The organism is Polaribacter sp. Asnod6-C07 (assembly GCF_045063625.1).
Taxonomy (GTDB): Bacteria; Bacteroidota; Bacteroidia; order Flavobacteriales; family Flavobacteriaceae; genus Polaribacter; species Polaribacter vadi_A.
The window spans coordinates 3,316,461-3,337,163 of record NZ_JBEFOF010000005.1 but is presented as its reverse complement, the minus strand read 5'-3'; the positions used below and the strand labels follow the sequence as shown (position 1 = coordinate 3,337,163).

The window sequence follows — 20,703 nt, the reverse complement described above, 5'->3', positions numbered from 1 at the left end:
GTTAGTAAATGTTATTTTGTTTATCTTTTTTAAAAAGGGTAAGTAAGATAACATTTTTTTGTGCTGTTGGTATTGTTTAATTTGATAGTTCTATAACTAGAATTAACAATAAATTAGAGTAATAGATTTAAAGTGTTCTGTAAATTTGCTTTTCCTTAAAAGTAAGCTATTTCAGTTTACTCATAAATTGTAATAATAGTATGAAATCAAATAACACTATATATTCTATTTTAGATTTGGCTTTGGTATCTCAAGATCAACCTTTAAAACAGACTTTTAATAATGTTTTAAAACTGGTGCAAAGTGCAGAAAAAGTAGGCTATACAAGATATTGGTTGGCAGAGCATCACAATTCAGAAAATATTGGATCTAGTGCTACAGCTATTTTAATTGGTTATGCTGCTCAAGGCACAAATACCATTAGAATTGGTTCTGGTGGAATTATGTTACCTAATCATTCGCCTTTAATTATTGCAGAACAATTTGGAACTTTAGCTTCCATATACCCAAATCGAATTGATTTAGGTTTAGGTAGAGCACCAGGAACAGACAAAGAAACTGCAGAAGCTATAAGATCAGATTTTATGGAAGCTGCACAAGATTTTCCGAGTGAAGTAGAAAAAATACAGCAATATTTTTCAGTAGATAATAGTGTTGCCAAAGTTAGGGCAACAGTTGCAGAAGGTGTAGATGTACCTCTATATATTTTAGGATCGAGCACAGATAGCGCACATTTGGCTGCCAAAAAAGGGTTGCCTTATGCTTTTGCGAGTCATTTTGCAACTGCATATTTAGGTAGTGCATTAAAAATTTATAGAGAAGAATTTCAACCTTCAGAAGATTTACAAAAACCTTATGTAATTGCAGGTGTAAACATTATTGTAGCAGATACAGATAAAGAAGCAGAACGTTTATCAACTTCTTTAATTCAGTTAATTGTAGGATTATTTACAGGCAAACGAGCTGCAGTACAACCACCAACTGCCATGAGTAATTACTACAAAGAAGTACTAAATAATCCACAAGTACATCAAATGTTAAAATACTCTTTTATTGGGAGTAAAGCCACAGTAAAAGCACAAGTAAAAGAGTTTTTAGCATATACTCAAGCAGATGAACTGATTGCTGTGACCAATATTTATGATATTAATGATAGAATAAAATCGTATCAATTATTTGCTGAAATTATGGACGAGTTAAATGCTTAATACTTGTTTTATAACAACCTAATAATAAAGTCTTTGTAAATCAACTCAACAGAATCCAAAAAAGGAGTAATATTTCTATGGATAAAAACATTAAAACCCCAAACTTAAGTTTGGGGTTTTTAAATAAAAAGAAGGGGAAAGGGGATTTATTTTTTTAAGACTTTTAGTATTTTATGAAAAACCTCATTGTTTTCATACACTCCTTGAAATTCGTTTGATTGAGCACCATAAGCAAAAATTGGAACCATAATAGCTGTATGATCATAAGAGGCAAAATAACCTTCAATTTCGTGTTTTTTAACATCACCTTGTGGAATACTAAATCCAGAAGTTTCATGATCTGCTGTTATAATTACTAAAGTTTCTGGATTATTATCCGCAAAAATTAATGCTTCAGTAATGGCTTTGTCAAAATCTATAGATTCTGCTAAAATGCCTGCTGTGTCATTAGAATGCCCTGCATGATCTATTTTAGCAGCCTCAATCATAACAAAAAATGGTTGATTCTTTTTCTTTAAAAATTCTAATCCAAACTTTGTTGCATCTGCTAACATGTTACCTCTACCATTTCTAATCGATTTCATTCCATGTTCAGACATAAATATACCAACTTTATCATTTGTGGTATTTTTTAAATCGCTAATTGAAGATAAGATGTTAAAATTATCTTGAATACTTGAATCTTTAAAAGTAGCAGCACCACCACCAATAAAAAGGTTGAGTTTACTGTTTATTAAATCTTTTGCAATTGTAGGATCATCAGACCTATCTATAGCATGTGCATAAAAAGAAGCAGGTGTTGCACCCAAAATATTATCGGTACTAATACAAGCTGTAGAAAACTTTTGTTCGTTTAAAATTTCTGTGATGTTTTTTATCGGTTTTTGATGAACATCTGTACCAATTGCTCTGTTATTGGTTTTTACACCTGTAGCCAAAGCTGTACCAGCAGCAGCAGAATCCGTAGTAAAATCGTCTGCAGCTTGGGTTTTAATAAAACCAATACTTTTTAATTGGGTTAATGATAATTCACCATTATTTACTAAGGCTGTAGATGATATTTGAGCCAATCCATTACCATCACCAATTAATAAAATGATGTTTTTAACTGGTAAATCTTTTTGATCTGCTTTAAATGTGGGGTCATATACATCAGAAAATGTATCAGAAATAACCACTCTATTAGATAGCGTTTTAAAATAAGTAACACATTTAAAAGGATGGTCTGTGTTAATGATATCTACACCCATATCCGATAAAACTCTCCAAGCTCTTTTAGAATCTGGACTTGCCCAAAAACGGAAAGGTTTATTCGTTTTCTTTGCTTTTGCGATTACATTCGCTACACGTTTTTCATCATTGTGTGTTAATCTACCTTTTCCATTCCATTCTGAAAAACGTTTAAAATTCAAACTAACCATTCCGATTTTATTCCATATTTCTGAGGCAATATCAGCACCTAACTCTTGATAATCAAAAAAGATAAAATCAGGGTAATTTAAATATTCCTCAGGTTTTGGTCTGTTTCCAGAAATAATAATTTGTATGTTTTTATTGTTGATAATGGTAGGGTGTTTTTTTAATATAGTAACCAATTTATTTAAAGTAGCTTCTGCTTCCGATTTTATATCAATTAAAAGGATTATTTTTTTATCCTTTTGATATTCAAGTTTTAAAGCATTTTCTATAGGTTTAAGATATAAGTTAACTAATGTTTTAGATGGTCTAATATCCTCTAAATCATGAGCTACAAATAGATGACTGTCTTTTAAAAAAATATCTGCCTCAAAAGAAGTAGCTCCGTTTGCAAAAGCATTCCAAAAAGGTACAGATTGTTTATAATCATTATGAGAATGGATGGTGACATTTTTTTGTGCCACAAGTTTGTTGTTTAATCCTGTTAAAAGAATTAAAAAAGCGAGTAATAGTTTACAATTATTTTTCATAGTATTATTTATTTTTGATGGATGGCTTTGAGGATTTTATGATAGATTTCGTTATTTTCATAAATACCTCTAAAATGTGCAGCACCTTTTCCTTTTGCAAAAACCGGAATTAAAGTTCCACTGTGTTGATCGTTATTAAAATTGATAGTTACATTATCTACTTCTTCTGATCTTTCTCCTGTTGCTTCGTCAATTACATAAGATTTGCCAATGCTAACACCACCAGTTTCATGATCTGCAGTAACTACTAAAAGCGTATTTGGGTGTTTATTGATGTACTTTAAAACAACACCTAAGGTTTTATCAAAATCTAAAACTTCTTGTTTTAGTAATTCTGCATCCATAGCATGACCACCCCAATCTATGTAAGAACCTTCTAGCATTAAAAAGAAAGGTTTTTCTTTTTCGGTCAAATAATTTAGACCTAGTTGTGTTGCTTCTTGAAAAAAGGCTTTTCTACCTTCTAATTTAGAAGGCAAACCTTCATGTGCTAATAGATATCCGTTTTTCTTATTAATGTCGTATTTCGATAATTCTATAGAGTCTAATTTATAGTTTTTAGCAATTAATGCTGTATACAAGTCTTTTTGATCTGTTCTGTGTTTTAAGTATTTTAACCCACCAGCTGCAAAAAAGTCAATATTAGATTTTACCAAATCTAAAGCAATATCTTCATGCAAATCTCGGTCTTTTACGTGTGCATAAAAAGCACCAGGAGTAGCGTGTGTAATAGGTGTTAAGCTTACCAAACCAGATTGATAGCCTTTTTTATGCAAAGTTTCTATAATAGTAGGAATTGGCAAACTGTCTTTAGACATGCCAATAGCTCTTTTATAAGTTTTTTGACCTGTTGAAAAAGCAGTTGCGCCAGCAGCAGAATCTGTTATTGTATGACTTGTACTTGGTGTTTTTATAAAACCTATGTCTTTAAATTGTTCAAAATTTGGTGTTTCTTCTCCAAAATAAAAAGCAGTTGAAATCTGAGTAAGACCCATACCATCCCCAATCATTAAAATAATATTAATAGGATTTTCAGGAGTGTTTTGTACTGGTTTTTCTTCACAGCTCATGTAACATATAGCCATTAAACTCAGTAGTATTGTTTTTGTTAATCTATTCATTCTAATTCTTAAAAGTTGAATTCGTTTTTTGATGTTGTATCTAATAAAAAAGGGAGCCTTCTTTTACAGAAAAGCTCCCAAAGCAATAAACAAAAAAACTAATATCCTTTATTCTGTACTAAATAATCAGGGGTATTAGAGGCACCATCAATGGCTACCTGTGGAATTGGAAATAATCTGTTGTTAACATCAGCATCTGTTTTTTCTGTCCATGAATCTTCATAATGACTAAAACGAATTTGATTGGTTCTACGCAAACCTTCCCAATAAAACTCAAAACCAAGCTCTCTGTATAAAACATCCATATCAATAGTACTTAAAGCTGTTGGCAATGGTTCACGAGCATTTCTAGCTGTTTTTACTGTATTTACATCAGCTAAAGCAGCAGCTGCATCACCTTTTCTTAATTTTGCTTCTGCACGCATCATGTAAATCTCAGCATAGCGCATTAATACCAAATCTACACTACTGTAATTGTTACCATTAGGTGAAGTATGGCTAAATTGATATTTAGAAACACGATATCCTGTGTGATGCGCTCTACCTTCGTTTGTGAAATCTACATTTAAAGTAAGGTTTACGTAATCTACATTTTTGTCTGTACCATTTCCTTTAATTTGTTTTACAGGATAAATTCTATATCCATCAGCACAAGTATAAAAAGCACCATTTTCATCTTTACGAGCAGCCCAAGGTACACCTCTTAAAATACCTCTGTCTATTTCAAAATCTTCTGCTTCTACACAGTAGTAATTATTTTCATCATTTAAAGGAGAAAGCCCTGTAAGATCATTTACACCATTAGCAACTTCTTGTGTGTTTTTTTGTAAAAACCTTGGATCTGCATCTGCAGGATCTACACTACTATAAGCCGCAACCCAAGTTTGGTAAAAATCTGAAGTAATTGCAGGCCCATCTGTACCATCTGCACTCGTAAATTCTGGTCTTGGAAACATAGAACCAGGGATAGACCAATATGCCCAACGACTGTGTTCTCTATTTAAAACACCACGTTGATCTAAAGCAAAAATTAATTCAGGATTGGTATTATTATCATCATTAAATAAATCGAAATATTCTGGAGATAAAGAAAACTGACCAGAGTTGATGATGTTGTCTGTGTACTCAATTACCTTATCTAAATCTTCTGAACTAAAGTTTGGAGTACCATAAGGATCTCTATACACAGCAGCATTTAAGTGCAATCTAGCTAAGAATCCATAAACCGCAGCTTGTGTCATTCTTCCAGGGCCTTTGTTGGTATTGATAACCTCTGCAACCGATAACAATTCGCTTTCTATATAATCGATAGCCTCTTGTGTTCTTAATATTTCTGAATCTAAACTAGAAGATTCTTTTTTAAATGCAATACCCCAACTATCTAAAGTTAACATGTTTAAATAAGCTCTTAAGGCAATCATTTCGTATAAAGCTCCTTCTGCTTCAGTGTTACCAGCTTCTGCTAATGGTCTTAAAACCTCTATGGCAGTTACGGTTCTAGAAATATTGATGGTTAATTCTGTCCAAGCACTTTTTACCAAATCATTTGTAGGAGTAATAGAGTGGGTGTGCGCTGCTAAAAACTTACCTCCATCATACCAATCTGTTCCACCTCTGTAAGGTAAAATGGCTTCGTCACTTGGTATCAATTGCAAACCATAATAATTGGTGTGTCTCCATGTCCAAGAAACCTGTCCGTAAGCAGGAGCAATGGCACCACTAATGGCTTCTGCTTGTCCACTACCTGTTAAAGACTCATCTAAAACTTCTTCTTTTAAATCGCTACAGCTATATATACATAATATGCTGATGGCAAATACGATACTTTTTATTCTATTTTTCATTGTTGTCTTTATTAAAATTCTACATTTAAGCTTAAAAGAAGTGTTCTACTTTTTGGATAACTGAAATAATCGATACCAAAAGTTTGAATACCTCCAATTGCACTACCTGTATTGATTTCTGGATCAAATCCATTATAATCAGTAATCACAAATAAATTCTGACCTGTTACTGATACACGAAGGTTTTTAATGCTTTCTGATAGTCCTAATTTGGCTAAATCGAAATTGTAACCTAAAGTGGCATTGTTTAATCTTAGGAAATCACCATTTTCTAAATAACGTGTAGAAACTAAATTGGAGTTGGTTGCAGATTCATTTAAAAATTCAACAGCTCTATCAGTAGTATTAAAAGAGTTGGCTAAATTCCCTTTGTTAAAAGAAGACATGGCAACGTGATTGTAAATTTTATGTCCGCCAGCACCATTAAAGTTTAAACCTAAATCAAAATTCTTGTAGTTAAAGTTTAGGTAGAATGCATAAATATAATCAGGCAAAGCATTACCAGCTACAATACGATCATCATCTAAGATTTCTCCATCATTATTGGTATCAGCAAATTCATTTAATCCGTCTGCACCAATCCCTGTAAACTCTTGAACATAAAAAGCACCAATAGATTCGCCATTTAAAACACCGTTAATGGTAGCACCAGTTTGTCCTGAACCTTGTGCAGCACCAGTTGTTAAAATTTGGTAAGGCGAGTTGTTTACTTCGTTATTGGTAATTGAAATATTACCACCAATGTTGTAAGAAAAATTATCATTTATATAATTGTTGTAATCTAAAGCAATTTCTACACCATTGTTTTTAATTTCCATATTTGGGATGTTGGTCCAATAACTAGAAACAGGAACAATAGGATCTGTAGGAGCTACTTCTAATAAAATGTTGTCTGTTACTTTGTAAAAATAATCAACAGTACCAGTTAATTTGTTACCAAATAAACCAAAATCTACACCTATATTGGTTTGTGTAGAAACTTCCCATTGAATATCAGGATTTGCCAAACGTGTAAAAATAGAGCCATAAGGATAACCACTTAAATCAGTTGCAGCAGTATCTAAAGGGTAAGTATCATTCTCAGTATTACTTTCTGTATAACTCGCTTGTGTAATTTTAGAAGGGATTTCTTGACTACCTGTTTGCCCCCAACTGGCTCTTAATTTTAAGTTGTTGATCTGGTCTGAGTTTTCTAAGAAACTTTCTTTGCTGATGTTCCATCCTAAAGCCACAGAAGGAAAATAACCATATCTATTATTTGCTCCGAATTTAGAAGAACCATCTGCACGCATAGTTGCAGTTACCAAATACTTATCGTTATATGTATAATTTACTCTACCAAAAAATGATTGCAACTCGTTTTTAGTAGCATAAGCAGACTGTGTAGTTTGCTGATTTGCAGTTTCTAATTGGTATCTTGGTTCTACACCATTATCTGGAAAACCTTCTAAGTAAAATTGCTTTTGACTTACTTCTGTTTGCTGATAAGAATGCCCTAAAAGAAAAGTAAAACTACTTGAATCTGTATATAAATTATAGTTTAACGTATTTTCTACAAGTGTATTGCTGTTTTTTGTAGTGGCAGTATTTACGCTACCTAAAGTAGTATTGGTTTCTGTAGCATATGGCATATATTGTATATCTCTTTCTGTAATAGAATAATCTACACCTACATTTAGTTTGTAAGTTAAACCGTCTATAATTTCATACGAAGGAGAAATATTTGCCAAAATACGGTTGTTGTTGGTATAATCTCCGTAAATGGTTTCTGCAATAAAAGGATTTAAAACGTCGTTACTTAAATTCCCTTGTAAAACCCCATTAACATAAGGCGAATCAGTAGGATTTAAACTTAACATATTACCAACCACAGAACTTGAGTTTGGTCTAGTATTGTCTAATTTAGTGGCTGTTAAATTAAAAGTTACATTCAATTTATCATCAATTGCTTTTTGCGTTAAGTTTAAACGACCAGAATAACGTTTTAAATTGCTATTTCTTAAAATTCCTTCTTGATCATCAACCCCTAAAGAAGCTGCATAAGAAGAATTTTCTGTACCACCACTCATCGAAAAGTTGATGTTTTTAGAAATTGCTGTTCTTGTCAATTCATCTTGCCAATCTGTATTAGCACCACCATCAACCAAAGTTCCGTTAACGGCATTTACGTTGGTTCTAAATTCATCTGCAGTAAAAACGTCTACTTTATTTGCTAGCGTAGAAAATCCGTTAGATAAGGTTAAATTAATTTTTGTTTTTCCTTTTTTCCCTTTTTTTGTTGTAATTACAATTACCCCATTTGCAGCTCTTGAACCATAAATGGCAGCAGAAGAAGCATCCTTTAAAACTTCGATACTTTCGATATCTTGAGGATTGATAAAGTTTAATGGATTTGTAGCTACTCCATTACCAGAATTGTCTAAGGCAAAACCATCTACAATGTACAAAGGAGTTGTACCCGAACGTAAACTACCCACACCTCTAATAATTACATCTTGCGAAGCACCAGGCTCTCCACTTGCAGAAGAAACATTTACACCAGCCACTTTACCTTGTAATAATTGCCCTGCATTTGCTACAACTCCTTGGTTAAAATCTTCGCTTTTTACAGAAGAAATGGCTCCTGTTACATCAGATCTTTTTTGAGAACCATACCCAACAATAACAACTTCGTCTAAAGAATTTTCGTCTTCATTTAAAATCACTTTTAAGGTTTGGTTACCAGAATACGATACTTCTTTTGTTTGATACCCTAAATATGAAAAAATTAAAACTCCATTTTCAACATTAAGTTTCATTACAAAATTACCATCAAAATCTGTGGTTGTTCCTTTATTAAGACTTCCTTTTAAAGCCACAGAAACATTTGGTATTGGTACTCCTTCAGTATCAGAAACTACGTTTCCTGATACTTGTACTTGCGCATTTGTATAAGATAGGCACCCTATAGCAAGTATTAATAATAAATAAAATTTGTTCATTTAGTTTAAGTTTTTGATTGGCATAAAAGTAGTTTGCCCTTAAAACCTGATGGGGTAATTTGGTTTCCACAAGGTGGAAAAAACGTTCAAATTAGTATAAAAAAGAAACAGATTAGGTGTTGTTTGGTTACAGTAACAATTCTCTAACATTAAGAAAATCCTACATTAACAGCAGGCTTATAAAAATTGTTGTTTAAATTCTTTAGGACTTTTACCAAAATGCTTCTTAAAAGTCTTTGCAAAGTATTTTGGATCGTTATAACCACACTCAAAACTAATTTCTGAGATGTTTAGTTTCTTAGTTTTTAACAAAGCTTCTGCTTTTTGTAATCTTAAAGACATAATGACATCAGAAGGCGATTGTTTTAAACGTTCTTTAAACAAACGATAGCATTTTACCCTAGAAATGTCTAAAATATCCACCAACATTTCTACATTAAAAGCAGGATTATGAATTTCCTTTTTTATGATTTCTAAACTTTTTTTCAACAGTTTGTCATTAGCTGTTAATACTTGCTCTTTGTCTGTTAAAATGTCGAATATCTTTTGCTGAAATTGATTTTCTTCTGTAGAAATATGTTTTTTGTTGATGAGTGATTCCATCTTTTTCTGAATAAAAGATTCACTAGCAGGTAGCTGCACCAAAGTGTCTATGCCAAATTCTATAGATTGTTCTCTTAATTCGTAATTAATATCTTCGGATATATAAATCATCGGAATTCTTTTTCTTCGGATTTCATCTGAATGATTCATAAAATATAAGAGTTCTTTAGAAAAAGTTACTTGATATAAAACAATAATCTGAATGGGAATTTGTTTGGTAGCAGAGTTTAAATTACTTGCCAAATTTTCGAAGATTAAATTATAATCATTTTGTGCTAAGATTTGATTGGCAGTTGCAAAATTATCTTCATCACTAAAAATTAAGACGTTTTTTTTATCGTTAGCTAAGTTTTCTTGCGCTTTAAAATGTTTCCAAGAAATGGTTTCTACATGTGTATCATCTGTATTTATTTTAGTAATCGGAATTTGTAAAGCAATCTTAAATTTTGTTTTTAAATTATGGTTAATGAACTTTCCTTTTAAATCAATCAATAAAGTTTGTAAAGCTTTAAAATAAGGGCTGTAATGTAAAACACTATACCAATTGTTAATTAAAAGACTGCTATTAGAAGCAATTTCTATGACTAAATTAGATTTTACAGTATTGATATATACTTCTAATTTACTACCTGTATCTGAATATTTACTAACATCATTAAACAAATATTGAAGCAGTAATCGAAAGCGTAAAACATCAATTTCTACCCAGTTTATACTTGCATCAATAGTAAAATTAAAATCAACTTTATTGCTGTGTAAAGATTTTTCTAGTTTATGAATACTGTTTTTTAAAACTGCAAATAAATGAATTGCAGAAGTTTTTATAGGTCCAATATCTTTAATATGGCTTAGGTAATTCCATTCAGAAATTTGTGTTACTAGTTTGTTAGATTCTTGAAGAATACTTTTCTTATTGTCTGAATTTTCGTTTAACGAATTCGCTTTTTTAATGATTTTAGAAATCGGTTCTTGGAATTCGGATAACACAAAGGTTTTGAATTTTTCGATTTCGAAATCTTCATTTTTAAGGTTGTTGTGTAGTGCTAATAATTTTTCTTTTTGTTGTATAATTTCTTTATTCTTTTCATCGAGCTTGTTATTAATAAGTTGTAAATCTTTTTTCTGATTTTCAATAACTTTTGTTCTTAATATAATTTTATCTTCTAATTTCTTTTTTTGTGCAATAGCAGCTTTATTTTTAACATAAATAAAAATGATTGCACTAATTAGAATTAATGCAGTTAGTAAGACATAAAAGAGAACAGTTTGGTAAAATGGTTTCTGAATTTTTAAAGAAAATAAACGTTTTGCTGGGGTGTTTTTGCCTTCTTTTACTAAAAACTCATAGTCTCCAGGAATTAAATTGCTGTAACTGATTTCATTATTTACGTTTAATAAAACCCATTGACTATCATGATTCTCTAGTTTGTAGTAAATGTTTTTTTCTACTTTTATAGGAAATCGAATTGGCACCAAATCAATATCAATATGATTATGATTGTGGCTTTTTACAATAGTTGAGGTAAAATTCTCATTATAATCTACCAACAATTTCAGTTTTGCTTTGGCTGTGTTAAACTGAATGTTATTCGGATTAAAGTAATTCAATCCGTTAATTCCACCAAAATACAAATCGCCTTTTGCATCTTGATAATACGCTCCTTCAGAAAATTCAGAAACTTGCCAACCTCCTTTAGGATAAAATGCTTTAACCAAAAAGTTATTTTTATTGATTACTGCAATTCCTTTTGTAGTGCTAATCCAAACTTCTTTGTTATTAGTTAAAATACCATAAACCAATTGACTGGGTAAACCTTCTTTTTCTGTAATATTTTTTATAATTCCTTTTTCTTTATCAAAAATGCTTAAACCACCTAATGTAGCTACCCAGTAATAACCTGTATTTTTATCTTTATATACAGCATAAATGCTATTACTTAAAAGCCCTTTGTTTGTATTTATGGTTTGTAATTCGCCATTTTTAATATCAATTAATTTTACGTTTTTACTGTTAGTTTGTACATTTTTATCTTCTTTATGGTAATTAGAAAGTTCTTTTTGTACCTCAATAGTTTTTAGTTTTCCTTTACTGATGTCTAATAATTGTAAACCATTATTTTCTGTGGCTAAAATAAGTTCGTTGTCTATAAACCTTAAATCTCTAATATGATATTTTGCTAATAAACCTTGCCCTTTAAAAGCTTCAAATTTATTGCTGATTAAATTAAATTTAGCAACTCCACCCCAACAACCAATCCATAATTGTTTGTGGTTGTCTTCGTAAATGGAATAATTCCGATTATTAGTGAAATTAGAAAAATCGTTAGCTTTATATAAAAGATAGCTTCCATTTTTTTGTATTCTAATAATACCAGCATAAGTTCCTGCCCAAATGGTGCCATCAGAAGCTGTAAATAAAGATCGAATACGCTTCCAATCTGGTTGATGTTTGGCTTCTTTAATATTAAATTTTCTGTAGTTTTTAGATTCTGCATTGTAACAATACAGCCCTTTTGTGTAATATCCTAACCAAAGTTTGCCTTCTATATCTTTGGTTATGGCACGTAAAGTTTCATTAGGTATGTTTGGCGATTCTAGAGGATGAGGTGCAACTGAAAGAATTTTATCAGAATTAGAATACGCCATGCAAATACCACCATCTTTTGCACCCAACCAAATATTACCAAAAAGGTCTTCGTGTAATGTTTCTATTTCATTGCTATTAAAACTAGAAGATGAATAAGGATCTTTTAAGTAGTTTTCTATGTGATATTTGTTTGTCTTATCGAGTTTGTTTTTAATAATAAACAAACCATTTTTAAGTGTAGCATACCAAATGTTACCTTTTTTATCTTTTAAAACATCATTAATAATTAGATTAGGATATTTGGCTAAAAGAATGTTTTTTAATGCTTCATTTTCTGATGTATCTGCTAATCTGCCTTTTTTTTGAAACTGGTCAGCTATAAACTCATAACAAGAACTTGCAGTATAAACTAAGATATTTCCGTTGTTAGAAATAGAAATATCGTTTGGTTTTTCTTTGAAAGTGTAGTTTTTAAATTGCTTATTCCCAATATATCTGCTAATTTTTGCATCTTCAGTAATAATCCAAATTCTATTTTTTACGTCACGTTTTATTTTAGTAATAAAATTACCAGCAATGCTATTTTTAGCATCAATATCATTTTTAAAAATGGTAAATGTGTAACCATCAAAGTAATTTAAACCATCCCAAGTAGCAATCCATAAACCACCATTAATATCGTTTTCAATGTCTTTTACAGAGTTATTAGAAAGCCCTTTGTTTACAGAAAAGTTTTCAAACTTTATTTCTTGCCCAAATGTTTGTAGTAATATAAAAAAAGCGATAAAAGTAGCTCTTGTCATCTTGTATATTTAAACTTACAAGCGTACAACAACTAGATTAATTAAATGTGAATGATGCGTTAAGTAATGGGTAAGTATCTAAGTGAATTATAAACTAGATAGGGTAAATAATGTTAAAGATATTTTATGAAAATTAACAGTTGTTTTTATCGATAAATTATTAGCTTTCGAACAAAATTACACCATTATGAAATTTACACATTTTCTTTGTCTTTTTCTGTTGTTTGTTTCCTGTAAAAAAACAGAACAGAACCTAACAAAAATAACCGGAAAAAATATTGCAATTGATACTACTATTGCTGCTTCTGAGGAGATTACTAAAATGATAAAACCTTATAAAGAAGAACTTACAGGCGATATGCAAGAACCTTTAACGTTTACCCCAATTGATTTAACCAAAGAAAATAAAGGGAAACAAAGTAACTTAGGTAATTTATTAGCTGATTTATGTATAGAAATGGCAAACCCTGTTTTTCTAGAAAAAACAAAGACAAATATCGATTTCTCTATGTTTAATTCTGGTGGAATTCGTGCAATAATCCCTAAAGGAGTAGTTACAAGAGAACGTGCTTTTAAAGTAATGCCTTTTGAAAATGAATTGGTAGTGGTTACCCTTTCTGGGGATAAAATGGAAGAGTTAATTCAGTATTTTGTAAAAACCAAGGCAGCACATCCTTTGTCTAAAAACATTGATTTAACCATTAATAAAGATGATTATACTTTAAAAATAAACGGAAAACCTTTTGATAAAAATAAAACTTATACTGTATTAACCACAGATTATTTACAGAGTGGTGGAGATCGAATGAACTTCTTTAAAAACCCTTTAAAATTAACAGTATTAGATTATAAAATGAGAGATTGTATTATTGATTATTTTAAAAAAGTAGATACTTTAAAAGCAGCAATTGATAACCGCATAAAACTAAAATAATGAAAAGAAGAGATTTTATAAAACGTACAGGAGCAGTTTCTACTTTAGCATTAGCAGGTGGTTTGGTTTTACCTTCAATGATTGCTAAAAAACAAAAGCATATTACAATTTTACATACCAATGATACACACAGTCATATAGAACCTTTTAGTGCAAATCATAGTAGAAATCCCAATAGAGGAGGAGTAGCAAGAAGAGCGACTTTAATTCAGCAAATAAGACAAGAAAATAGCAATACCTTATTGTTAGATGCTGGAGATATTTTTCAAGGAACTCCGTATTTTAATTATTTTGGTGGCGAATTAGAATTTAAACTGATGAGCATGTTAAAATATGATGTTGCTACCATTGGTAATCACGATTTTGACAATTCTATTGAAGGTTTATACAAACAATTGCCAAATGCAAAGTTCGATTTTGTTTCTGCCAATTACGATTTTAAAAACACAGTTTTAGACACTCATGTAAAGCCATATAAAATCATGGTAAAAGAGGGTGTTAAAATCGGAATTTTCGGATTAGGAATTGAATTAGAAGGTTTAGTAAATAAAAAGATGTACAAAGAAACTGGCTATTTAGACCCTATAGAAATTACTCAAGACATTACAGATCAACTTAAAAATGTAGAAAAGTGCGATTTAATTATCTGTTTATCGCATTTAGGCTATTATTACAAAAGCAATCCGAATAAAATATCTGACTTAAACTTAGCCAAAGCTACAAAAAACATCGATTTAATTATTGGTGGTCATACCCATACGTTTTTACCAAAACCAACCATTGTAAAAAATAGTGATGGCAAAAACACACTTATAAATCAAGTAGGTGCTTATGGTTTAAACTTAGGTAGAATTGATTTTTATTTTGATGAAGCCAATGAAAAATCAACCAAAAGCACTACTATTTTAGTGTAAAGCTATAGTTTAACAATTAATTATTCTTTTAAACTTTGGTGTAGCATCATTATTGATAATTTTACAAAAAACAGATGTATGAAAAAATATCTTTTATGTATTGCGTGCTGTATTTCAATGCTACAGATTACACAGGCACAAGTAAATAAATATCAAAAAGTAACTTCTAAAAACTTTAATAATTTTTATAAAATTAGTGATGATTTATACAGGGCAGAACAACCCAGTAAAAAAGGTTTTAAAGAATTAGAAGCTTTAGGCATAAAGACCATTTTAAATCTAAGACGATTAAGAAATGATAACAATAAAGCCAAAGCCACCAATTTAAAATTAGAACATATTGCTATTAAAACAAAAATATTAGATGAAGATGATATTATTAAGTCTTTAAAAATCATCAAAAATGAAGAACAACCTGTTTTGGTGCATTGTTGGCATGGTTCTGATAGAACAGGAACTATTGTTGCAGCTTATAGAATGGTAATTCAAAATTGGTCAAAAGAAGATGCTATTGCAGAATTTAGATACAAACCCTTTGGTTATCATGAAAAAATGTATCCCAACTTGTTGGTATTATTGCAAAACTTAAATGTTAAAGAAATACAACAACAATTAAAAATTAAACCTTCCAATTAATAAAATAAGTCTTTAGTCGTTAATTAAATAGATAGTCAATTCTCATAATTGTATTTTCTTAACTCAATACCAAACAATAACTCCTTATCACTAAAGTTTACAATTTTTAGTCAGTAGTTTACAATTAATTCTCTTTTCTAATTTTAAACTAAGTCCTTAAAAATTAACATCCAACACCCAACATCAAACTACCATTAAATTTCCCATCGATAAAAATACCCTTTTAGTATAGTCATACTTCCCAAACTTCTATTACTCTTTATAAATAAGACATATAACATCACCTTTGAAGTGTTATTTAAAAACACCGAAAAAATGAAATTATATATTATTTTAATTGGTTTATTCTTTGCACAACTTTTAGCAGCGCAAGAAACAACTACAAACCCTAAAACTTGGTCTTTACAAGAATGTATCGATTATGCTATTGCACATAATATTACTGTTAAAGATGCAGCTTTAGACAAAGACAATGCAGCTGTAGCGTATTACAAATCAAAATCATCTAGATTACCTAGTTTATTTGGTAGTGCCAATCAGAATTTTTCTAATGGTAGTACTATAGATCCTATTACAAGCGATTATGTAACAGATCAAATTCATAGTACAAACATGAGTTTTAATAGTTCTATTACCTTATTTCAAGGAAATCAAATTAACAACGAAATAGCACAAAGTAAGTTACTGTTAGAACAAAGTGTTTTTCAAGAAGAAGTAGAAAAGAACAGTATTGCTCTAAGCATTTTAGAAATCTATTTACAAACACTTTATAGCAAAGAAAGTATTGTTATTGCACAGAATAATGTTAAGGCTTCAGAAAACGAGGTACAAAGAGCAAAAGCACGTTTAGATGCAGGGACTATTGCTTTAAGCGATTATACAGAAGCACAAAGCCAGGCAGCAACTAATAAATACAATGTAATTGCTGCTAAAAACAATTACCAACAATACATTATTCAATTAAAACAGTTGTTAGAACTTTCTCCTATGGATGAAATGCAGGTAGAAACCATTAATGAAAACAGCGATTTAATAAATCTAGAACTAGACAAAATAGCAGTTTATAATAATGCTTTAAAATTTTTACCAGAAATACAAGCAAGTAATCTAAACATAGCTGCTAATGAAAAAGAACTAGAAATTGCAAAAGGAGGTTTTTTACCAACTTTAGCTTTAAACGGAAGTATAGGAAGTGGATATACAAGCATTAGCGATAACACATTTTCAGATCAATTTGATGTTAATTTTAACCAACAAATAGGGCTTTCATTAAGCATACCCATCTTTAATAAAAATCAAACTAAGGCAGCAGTTAAAACAGCAAGCATCAATATTAAAAAGGCAGAAATTCAAAAACAATCAACAGAAAAAGAAATCTATAAAAAAGTAGAAACAGCCTATCAAAATGCACTTTCTGCTCAAGAACAAGTTATTGCATCAGAAGCATCTAAAGAGGCTGCAGAACAGAGCTATAAGTTAGCACAAAAGAAATATGAATTAGGTGATTTAAGTACTACAGATTTAGTGATAAGTCAAAATACATATACCAATGCACAACAAAACTATTTGCAAGCCAAATACTTAAATATTTTATACCATCAATTATTACAATTTTATCAAGGAAACGACATTAAACTTTAATCAATACTCTCATGAAAACTAAAAAAACAATCATAATAAGCAGTGTAGTAATTGCTACTATTGCCTTTGCAGTTTACTTTTTTTTAATAAAAGGCAATGATGCTATTATTATAGAAGCAAAAACAATAACAGCTAAAAAATCTAATGTAACAACAATGGTTACAGCAACAGGTACTATAGAACCCATAAATCAAGTAGATGTAGGTACACAAGTATCTGGTGTAGTAGAAAAAGTATATGTAGATTATAATTCAGAGGTTAAAGCAGGGCAATTAATTGCAGAATTAGACAAAACAAATTTAATGGCAGCTAAAACACAAGCACAAGCTGCTTATGACAATGCAATAACTCAAAGAAATTATATGAAAACGATTTACGACAGACAAAAATCGTTATTCGACAATCAAGTAATTAGTAAATCAGATTTTGATACTGCTACTTATGATTATGCAACAGCAAAAGGTACAGTAACACAACGTTTATCAGACCTGCAATCTGCAACTACAAATTTAGGTTATGCAAATATTTACTCGCCAATAGATGGGGTAGTATTGTCTAAAGATATAGAAGAAGGGCAAACTGTAGCCGCAAGTTACAGCACACCTACCTTATTTACCATTGCACAAGATTTAAAAGAAATGCAAGTAGAAGCAGATGTAGATGAAGCAGATATTGGGCAAGTAATAGAAGGCCAAAGAGTAGAATTTACGGTAGATGCTTACATTGGCGAAATCTTTAATGGTGTTGTTACACAGGTTCGTTTAGACCCAACTATTACTTCAAATGTAGTTACGTATACAGTTGTAATTAAAGCAGATAACGAAAACCTAAAACTAAAACCAGGCTTAACAGCAACCATCTCTGTTTATACTTTAGAGTTAAAAAATGTTTTATCTGCAGAAGCAAAAGCAATTAATTTTAAACCAGAAGCAACTACATTATCAACTTATAATTTACATCATAATTTACCAGTAAATACAGCAATTACTTCTTCTAAAACTAAAACACTTTGGGTATTGGGTGCAGACAGAAGTATAACAGAAAAAACGGTAACCTTGGGCGCTAGTGATGGTGTAAATGTTCAAATTTTAAGTGGAGTAAATGCAGGTGATGAATTAGTGTATAGTTTAAAAGCTATTTCTAAATCAGAAGGTAAACCATCAGGCCCTTCAGGCGCTAACGAAAGTCCATTTATGCCTAAACCACCAGGAAAAAAATAATAAACCATGACTAAAGAAATTATAAAAATAGAAAACCTAAAGCGTGCCTTTACTATGGGTAGTGAAACTGTACACGCATTAAAAGGTATTAATTTTACGATAAATGAAGGTGAATTTGTAACCATAATGGGTTCTAGTGGTTCTGGTAAAAGTACCATGTTAAATATCTTAGGATGCTTAGATCAACCTACTTCTGGTAATTATGAAATAGACCAAGTAAAAGTTAAAAACTTAAGCAGAAATCAATTGGCAACCATAAGAAACGAAAAAATAGGTTTTATTTTTCAATCTTATAATTTGTTAGCAAGAACTTCTGCTATAGAAAATGTAGAATTGCCTTTATTATATAACTCTAAAGTATCTACAGAAGAACGTAGAGAACGTGCAATAAATGCTTTAAAAATGGTAGGTTTAGCAGATCGTTTAGATCATACACCATCACAACTTTCTGGTGGTCAGCAACAACGTGTAGCTATAGCCAGATCTTTAGTAAACAACCCAGTAATGATATTAGCAGATGAGGCCACAGGTAATTTAGATACCAGAACCTCTTACGAAATTATGGCGTTGTTTCAAGAACTAAATAAAAAGGGAATTACTATAACATTTGTTACACACGAACCAGATATTGCCACTTTTAGTAATAGAACTATTGTGTTAAAAGATGGTAATATTATTCAAGATTATAAAAACAATAAGGTACTTTCTGCGGCACAAGAGTTGGCAAAACTACCACAACAAGACCATTAATTATGAGACTATTAAATCTATTTAAAATTGCTTTTAAAGCCATTATACTTAACAAAACCAGAACTTTGTTAACCATGTTAGGTATTATTATTGGGGTAGCCTCTGTAATTGCAATGTTAGCCATAGGAGAGGGGTCTAAAGAAAGTATTCGTTCTACTATTTCTAGTATGGGGTCTAATATGATAACTATAAGACCTGGTACAGATACTAGAGGACCTGCAAGAGGTAGTGGTGGAGATGTACAAACCTTAACTCTTAAAAATTACGAAGTAATTAAAGAACAAGCTAATTTGTTAAGTTACAGTACACCTGTTGTAAACGGAAGTGGCCAAGTAATTAATGGGTCTAACAACTGGCCTAGTACTATTTATGGAGTAAACCCAGAATATTTAAATATTAAAGTAGTCGATTTGCAGAGTGGCTCTATGTTTACCAATGCAGAAGTAAAATCTGCAGCTAAAGTTGCTTTAATTGGGCAAACTGTGGTTGATAATGTTTTTCCTGATGGGCAAGAACCTGTTGGTAAAATGATTCGATTTAACAACATACCTTTTAAGGTAATTGGGGTGCTAGAAGAAAAAGGAGAAAATACCTTTGGGCAAGATCAAGATGATGTAGTTATTGCCCCATATACTACTGTACAAAAACGTATTTTGGCAATTGATTATTTAAATCAGATTATGGCATCTGCAGTTAGTGAAGATGATGCACCTGAGGCTGTAACTCAAGTTACTGAAATTCTACGTACACAACACAAATTACAAGATCATGAAGACGATGATTTCTCTGTTCGTTCTATGGAAGAGCTTATTTCTACCTTTAGTTCTACCAGTGAAATGCTTACGTTATTGCTTGTGGCTGTTGCCAGTATTTCTTTATTAATTGGGGGTATAGGTATTATGAATATTATGTATGTGTCTGTAAAAGAAAGAACCAAAGAAATAGGTTTGCGTATGGCAGTTGGTGGTAAAGGCTCAGATATTTTAATGCAGTTTTTAATAGAAGCTATTTTAATAAGTATAACAGGTGGTTTACTAGGTGTTATTTTAGGATTAGGTGCCACAATTTTTATAGAAAAATTCTTAAATTGGCCTACGAGTGTAGCTTTATATTCCATTGTTATATCTTTTGCAGTATGTGCGGTTACAGGTATTTTCTTTGGATGGTATCCTGCAAGAAAAGCATCATCATTAGACCCTATAACAGCATTACGTTACGAGTAATATTAAAGATTATTTAATGGAATCTGTTAATGCTGCAGATTCTTTAAGGATAAAGAATTATGTACGTTTGGTAAGAACTATACATTAGAACTTTTTTTTTATTTTGATTAATTTGATTTGTAAAAGGTTGGCCTTATCATATAGGTCGACCTTTTTTATGCACTATCAAAACCCCAAAAAGCCTAATTTCTATTTATTATTAATCTGGTAAAAATTGGCAATTTTATTATATTATTCTTGGTATTGTAAGATGTTTATCTTGATAAAACGAAACCTACCAAATTTAGTACTA

Annotated in this window: 13 protein-coding genes; 8 read left to right on the top strand and 5 right to left on the bottom strand. The window is 30.8% G+C overall.

Features of this window, described 5'->3' with window-relative positions; genetic code table 11:
- Nucleotides 1-200: 200 nt before the first annotated feature.
- Nucleotides 201-1,208 (top strand): LLM class flavin-dependent oxidoreductase, encoded by a 1,008-nt coding sequence (locus ACJJVK_RS14550; RefSeq protein WP_405567223.1) that lies wholly within the window; start codon nucleotides 201-203, stop codon nucleotides 1,206-1,208.
- A gap of 146 nt (nucleotides 1,209-1,354) precedes the next feature.
- On the opposite strand, the gene ACJJVK_RS14545 is transcribed toward ACJJVK_RS14550, so the two are convergent.
- The 5 genes from ACJJVK_RS14545 to ACJJVK_RS14525 form a co-directional block, all read right to left on the bottom strand.
- Nucleotides 1,355-3,154: an alkaline phosphatase gene (locus tag ACJJVK_RS14545; RefSeq protein WP_405567221.1), complete on the bottom strand. Its 1,800-nt coding sequence runs from the start codon at nucleotides 3,152-3,154 to the stop codon at nucleotides 1,355-1,357.
- Between the two features lie 8 nt (nucleotides 3,155-3,162).
- The gene (locus tag ACJJVK_RS14540) at nucleotides 3,163-4,275 is read right to left on the bottom strand and encodes an alkaline phosphatase (protein ID WP_405567219.1); all 1,113 of its coding nucleotides are present in this window, start codon (nucleotides 4,273-4,275) and stop codon (nucleotides 3,163-3,165) included.
- A gap of 98 nt (nucleotides 4,276-4,373) precedes the next feature.
- On the bottom strand, nucleotides 4,374-6,119 hold the full coding sequence (locus tag ACJJVK_RS14535) for a RagB/SusD family nutrient uptake outer membrane protein (protein ID WP_405567217.1): 1,746 nt from the start codon (nucleotides 6,117-6,119) through the stop codon (nucleotides 4,374-4,376).
- Nucleotides 6,120-6,130: 11 nt separating this feature from the next.
- Nucleotides 6,131-9,100, bottom strand: coding sequence for a SusC/RagA family TonB-linked outer membrane protein (locus ACJJVK_RS14530; protein WP_405567214.1), 2,970 nt, complete (start codon nucleotides 9,098-9,100; stop codon nucleotides 6,131-6,133).
- Between the two features lie 177 nt (nucleotides 9,101-9,277).
- Nucleotides 9,278-13,093 (bottom strand): two-component regulator propeller domain-containing protein, encoded by a 3,816-nt coding sequence (locus tag ACJJVK_RS14525; RefSeq protein WP_405567212.1) that lies wholly within the window; start codon nucleotides 13,091-13,093, stop codon nucleotides 9,278-9,280.
- A gap of 187 nt (nucleotides 13,094-13,280) precedes the next feature.
- Between ACJJVK_RS14525 and ACJJVK_RS14520 the strand changes: the two genes are divergently transcribed.
- The 7 genes from ACJJVK_RS14520 to ACJJVK_RS14490 all read left to right on the top strand — a co-directional run bounded on the left by ACJJVK_RS14520 (nucleotide 13,281) and on the right by ACJJVK_RS14490 (nucleotide 20,411).
- Nucleotides 13,281-14,027: a 5'-nucleotidase C-terminal domain-containing protein gene (locus ACJJVK_RS14520; RefSeq protein ID WP_405567209.1), complete on the top strand. Its 747-nt coding sequence runs from the start codon at nucleotides 13,281-13,283 to the stop codon at nucleotides 14,025-14,027.
- The gene (locus tag ACJJVK_RS14515; RefSeq protein ID WP_405567206.1) at nucleotides 14,027-14,941 is read left to right on the top strand and encodes a bifunctional metallophosphatase/5'-nucleotidase; all 915 of its coding nucleotides are present in this window, start codon (nucleotides 14,027-14,029) and stop codon (nucleotides 14,939-14,941) included. Before ACJJVK_RS14520 ends, ACJJVK_RS14515 begins: the two co-directional genes overlap by 1 nt.
- 78 nt (nucleotides 14,942-15,019) lie before the next feature.
- Nucleotides 15,020-15,577 (top strand): dual specificity protein phosphatase family protein, encoded by a 558-nt coding sequence (locus tag ACJJVK_RS14510; protein ID WP_405567204.1) that lies wholly within the window; start codon nucleotides 15,020-15,022, stop codon nucleotides 15,575-15,577.
- 315 nt (nucleotides 15,578-15,892) lie between these two features.
- Entirely contained in the window at nucleotides 15,893-17,218 is a 1,326-nt protein-coding gene (locus ACJJVK_RS14505; protein WP_405567201.1) for a TolC family protein, read from the top strand.
- An 11-nt stretch (nucleotides 17,219-17,229) separates the two neighbouring features.
- Nucleotides 17,230-18,438: an efflux RND transporter periplasmic adaptor subunit gene (locus ACJJVK_RS14500; protein ID WP_405567198.1), complete on the top strand. Its 1,209-nt coding sequence runs from the start codon at nucleotides 17,230-17,232 to the stop codon at nucleotides 18,436-18,438.
- Between the two features lie 6 nt (nucleotides 18,439-18,444).
- Nucleotides 18,445-19,188, top strand: a complete 744-nt coding sequence (locus ACJJVK_RS14495; protein WP_215996125.1) for an ABC transporter ATP-binding protein — start codon at nucleotides 18,445-18,447, stop codon at nucleotides 19,186-19,188.
- Nucleotides 19,189-19,190: 2 nt separating this feature from the next.
- Nucleotides 19,191-20,411, top strand: a complete 1,221-nt coding sequence (locus ACJJVK_RS14490; protein ID WP_405567196.1) for an ABC transporter permease — start codon at nucleotides 19,191-19,193, stop codon at nucleotides 20,409-20,411.
- Nucleotides 20,412-20,703: the final 292 nt, after the last annotated feature.

What these genes read in the sequence shown, in the direction of transcription:
- ACJJVK_RS14550 (WP_405567223.1), top strand. Translation starts at nt 201, where the DNA reads ATGAAATCAAATAACACTATATATTCTATTTTAGATTTGGCTTTGGTA.
- ACJJVK_RS14545 (WP_405567221.1), bottom strand. Translation starts at nt 3,154, where the DNA reads ATGAAAAATAATTGTAAACTATTACTCGCTTTTTTAATTCTTTTAACA.
- ACJJVK_RS14540 (WP_405567219.1), bottom strand. Translation starts at nt 4,275, where the DNA reads ATGAATAGATTAACAAAAACAATACTACTGAGTTTAATGGCTATATGT.
- ACJJVK_RS14535 (WP_405567217.1), bottom strand. Translation starts at nt 6,119, where the DNA reads ATGAAAAATAGAATAAAAAGTATCGTATTTGCCATCAGCATATTATGT.
- ACJJVK_RS14530 (WP_405567214.1), bottom strand. Translation starts at nt 9,100, where the DNA reads ATGAACAAATTTTATTTATTATTAATACTTGCTATAGGGTGCCTATCT.
- ACJJVK_RS14525 (WP_405567212.1), bottom strand. Translation starts at nt 13,093, where the DNA reads ATGACAAGAGCTACTTTTATCGCTTTTTTTATATTACTACAAACATTT.
- ACJJVK_RS14520 (WP_405567209.1), top strand. Translation starts at nt 13,281, where the DNA reads ATGAAATTTACACATTTTCTTTGTCTTTTTCTGTTGTTTGTTTCCTGT.
- ACJJVK_RS14515 (WP_405567206.1), top strand. Translation starts at nt 14,027, where the DNA reads ATGAAAAGAAGAGATTTTATAAAACGTACAGGAGCAGTTTCTACTTTA.
- ACJJVK_RS14510 (WP_405567204.1), top strand. Translation starts at nt 15,020, where the DNA reads ATGAAAAAATATCTTTTATGTATTGCGTGCTGTATTTCAATGCTACAG.
- ACJJVK_RS14505 (WP_405567201.1), top strand. Translation starts at nt 15,893, where the DNA reads ATGAAATTATATATTATTTTAATTGGTTTATTCTTTGCACAACTTTTA.
- ACJJVK_RS14500 (WP_405567198.1), top strand. Translation starts at nt 17,230, where the DNA reads ATGAAAACTAAAAAAACAATCATAATAAGCAGTGTAGTAATTGCTACT.
- ACJJVK_RS14495 (WP_215996125.1), top strand. Translation starts at nt 18,445, where the DNA reads ATGACTAAAGAAATTATAAAAATAGAAAACCTAAAGCGTGCCTTTACT.
- ACJJVK_RS14490 (WP_405567196.1), top strand. Translation starts at nt 19,191, where the DNA reads ATGAGACTATTAAATCTATTTAAAATTGCTTTTAAAGCCATTATACTT.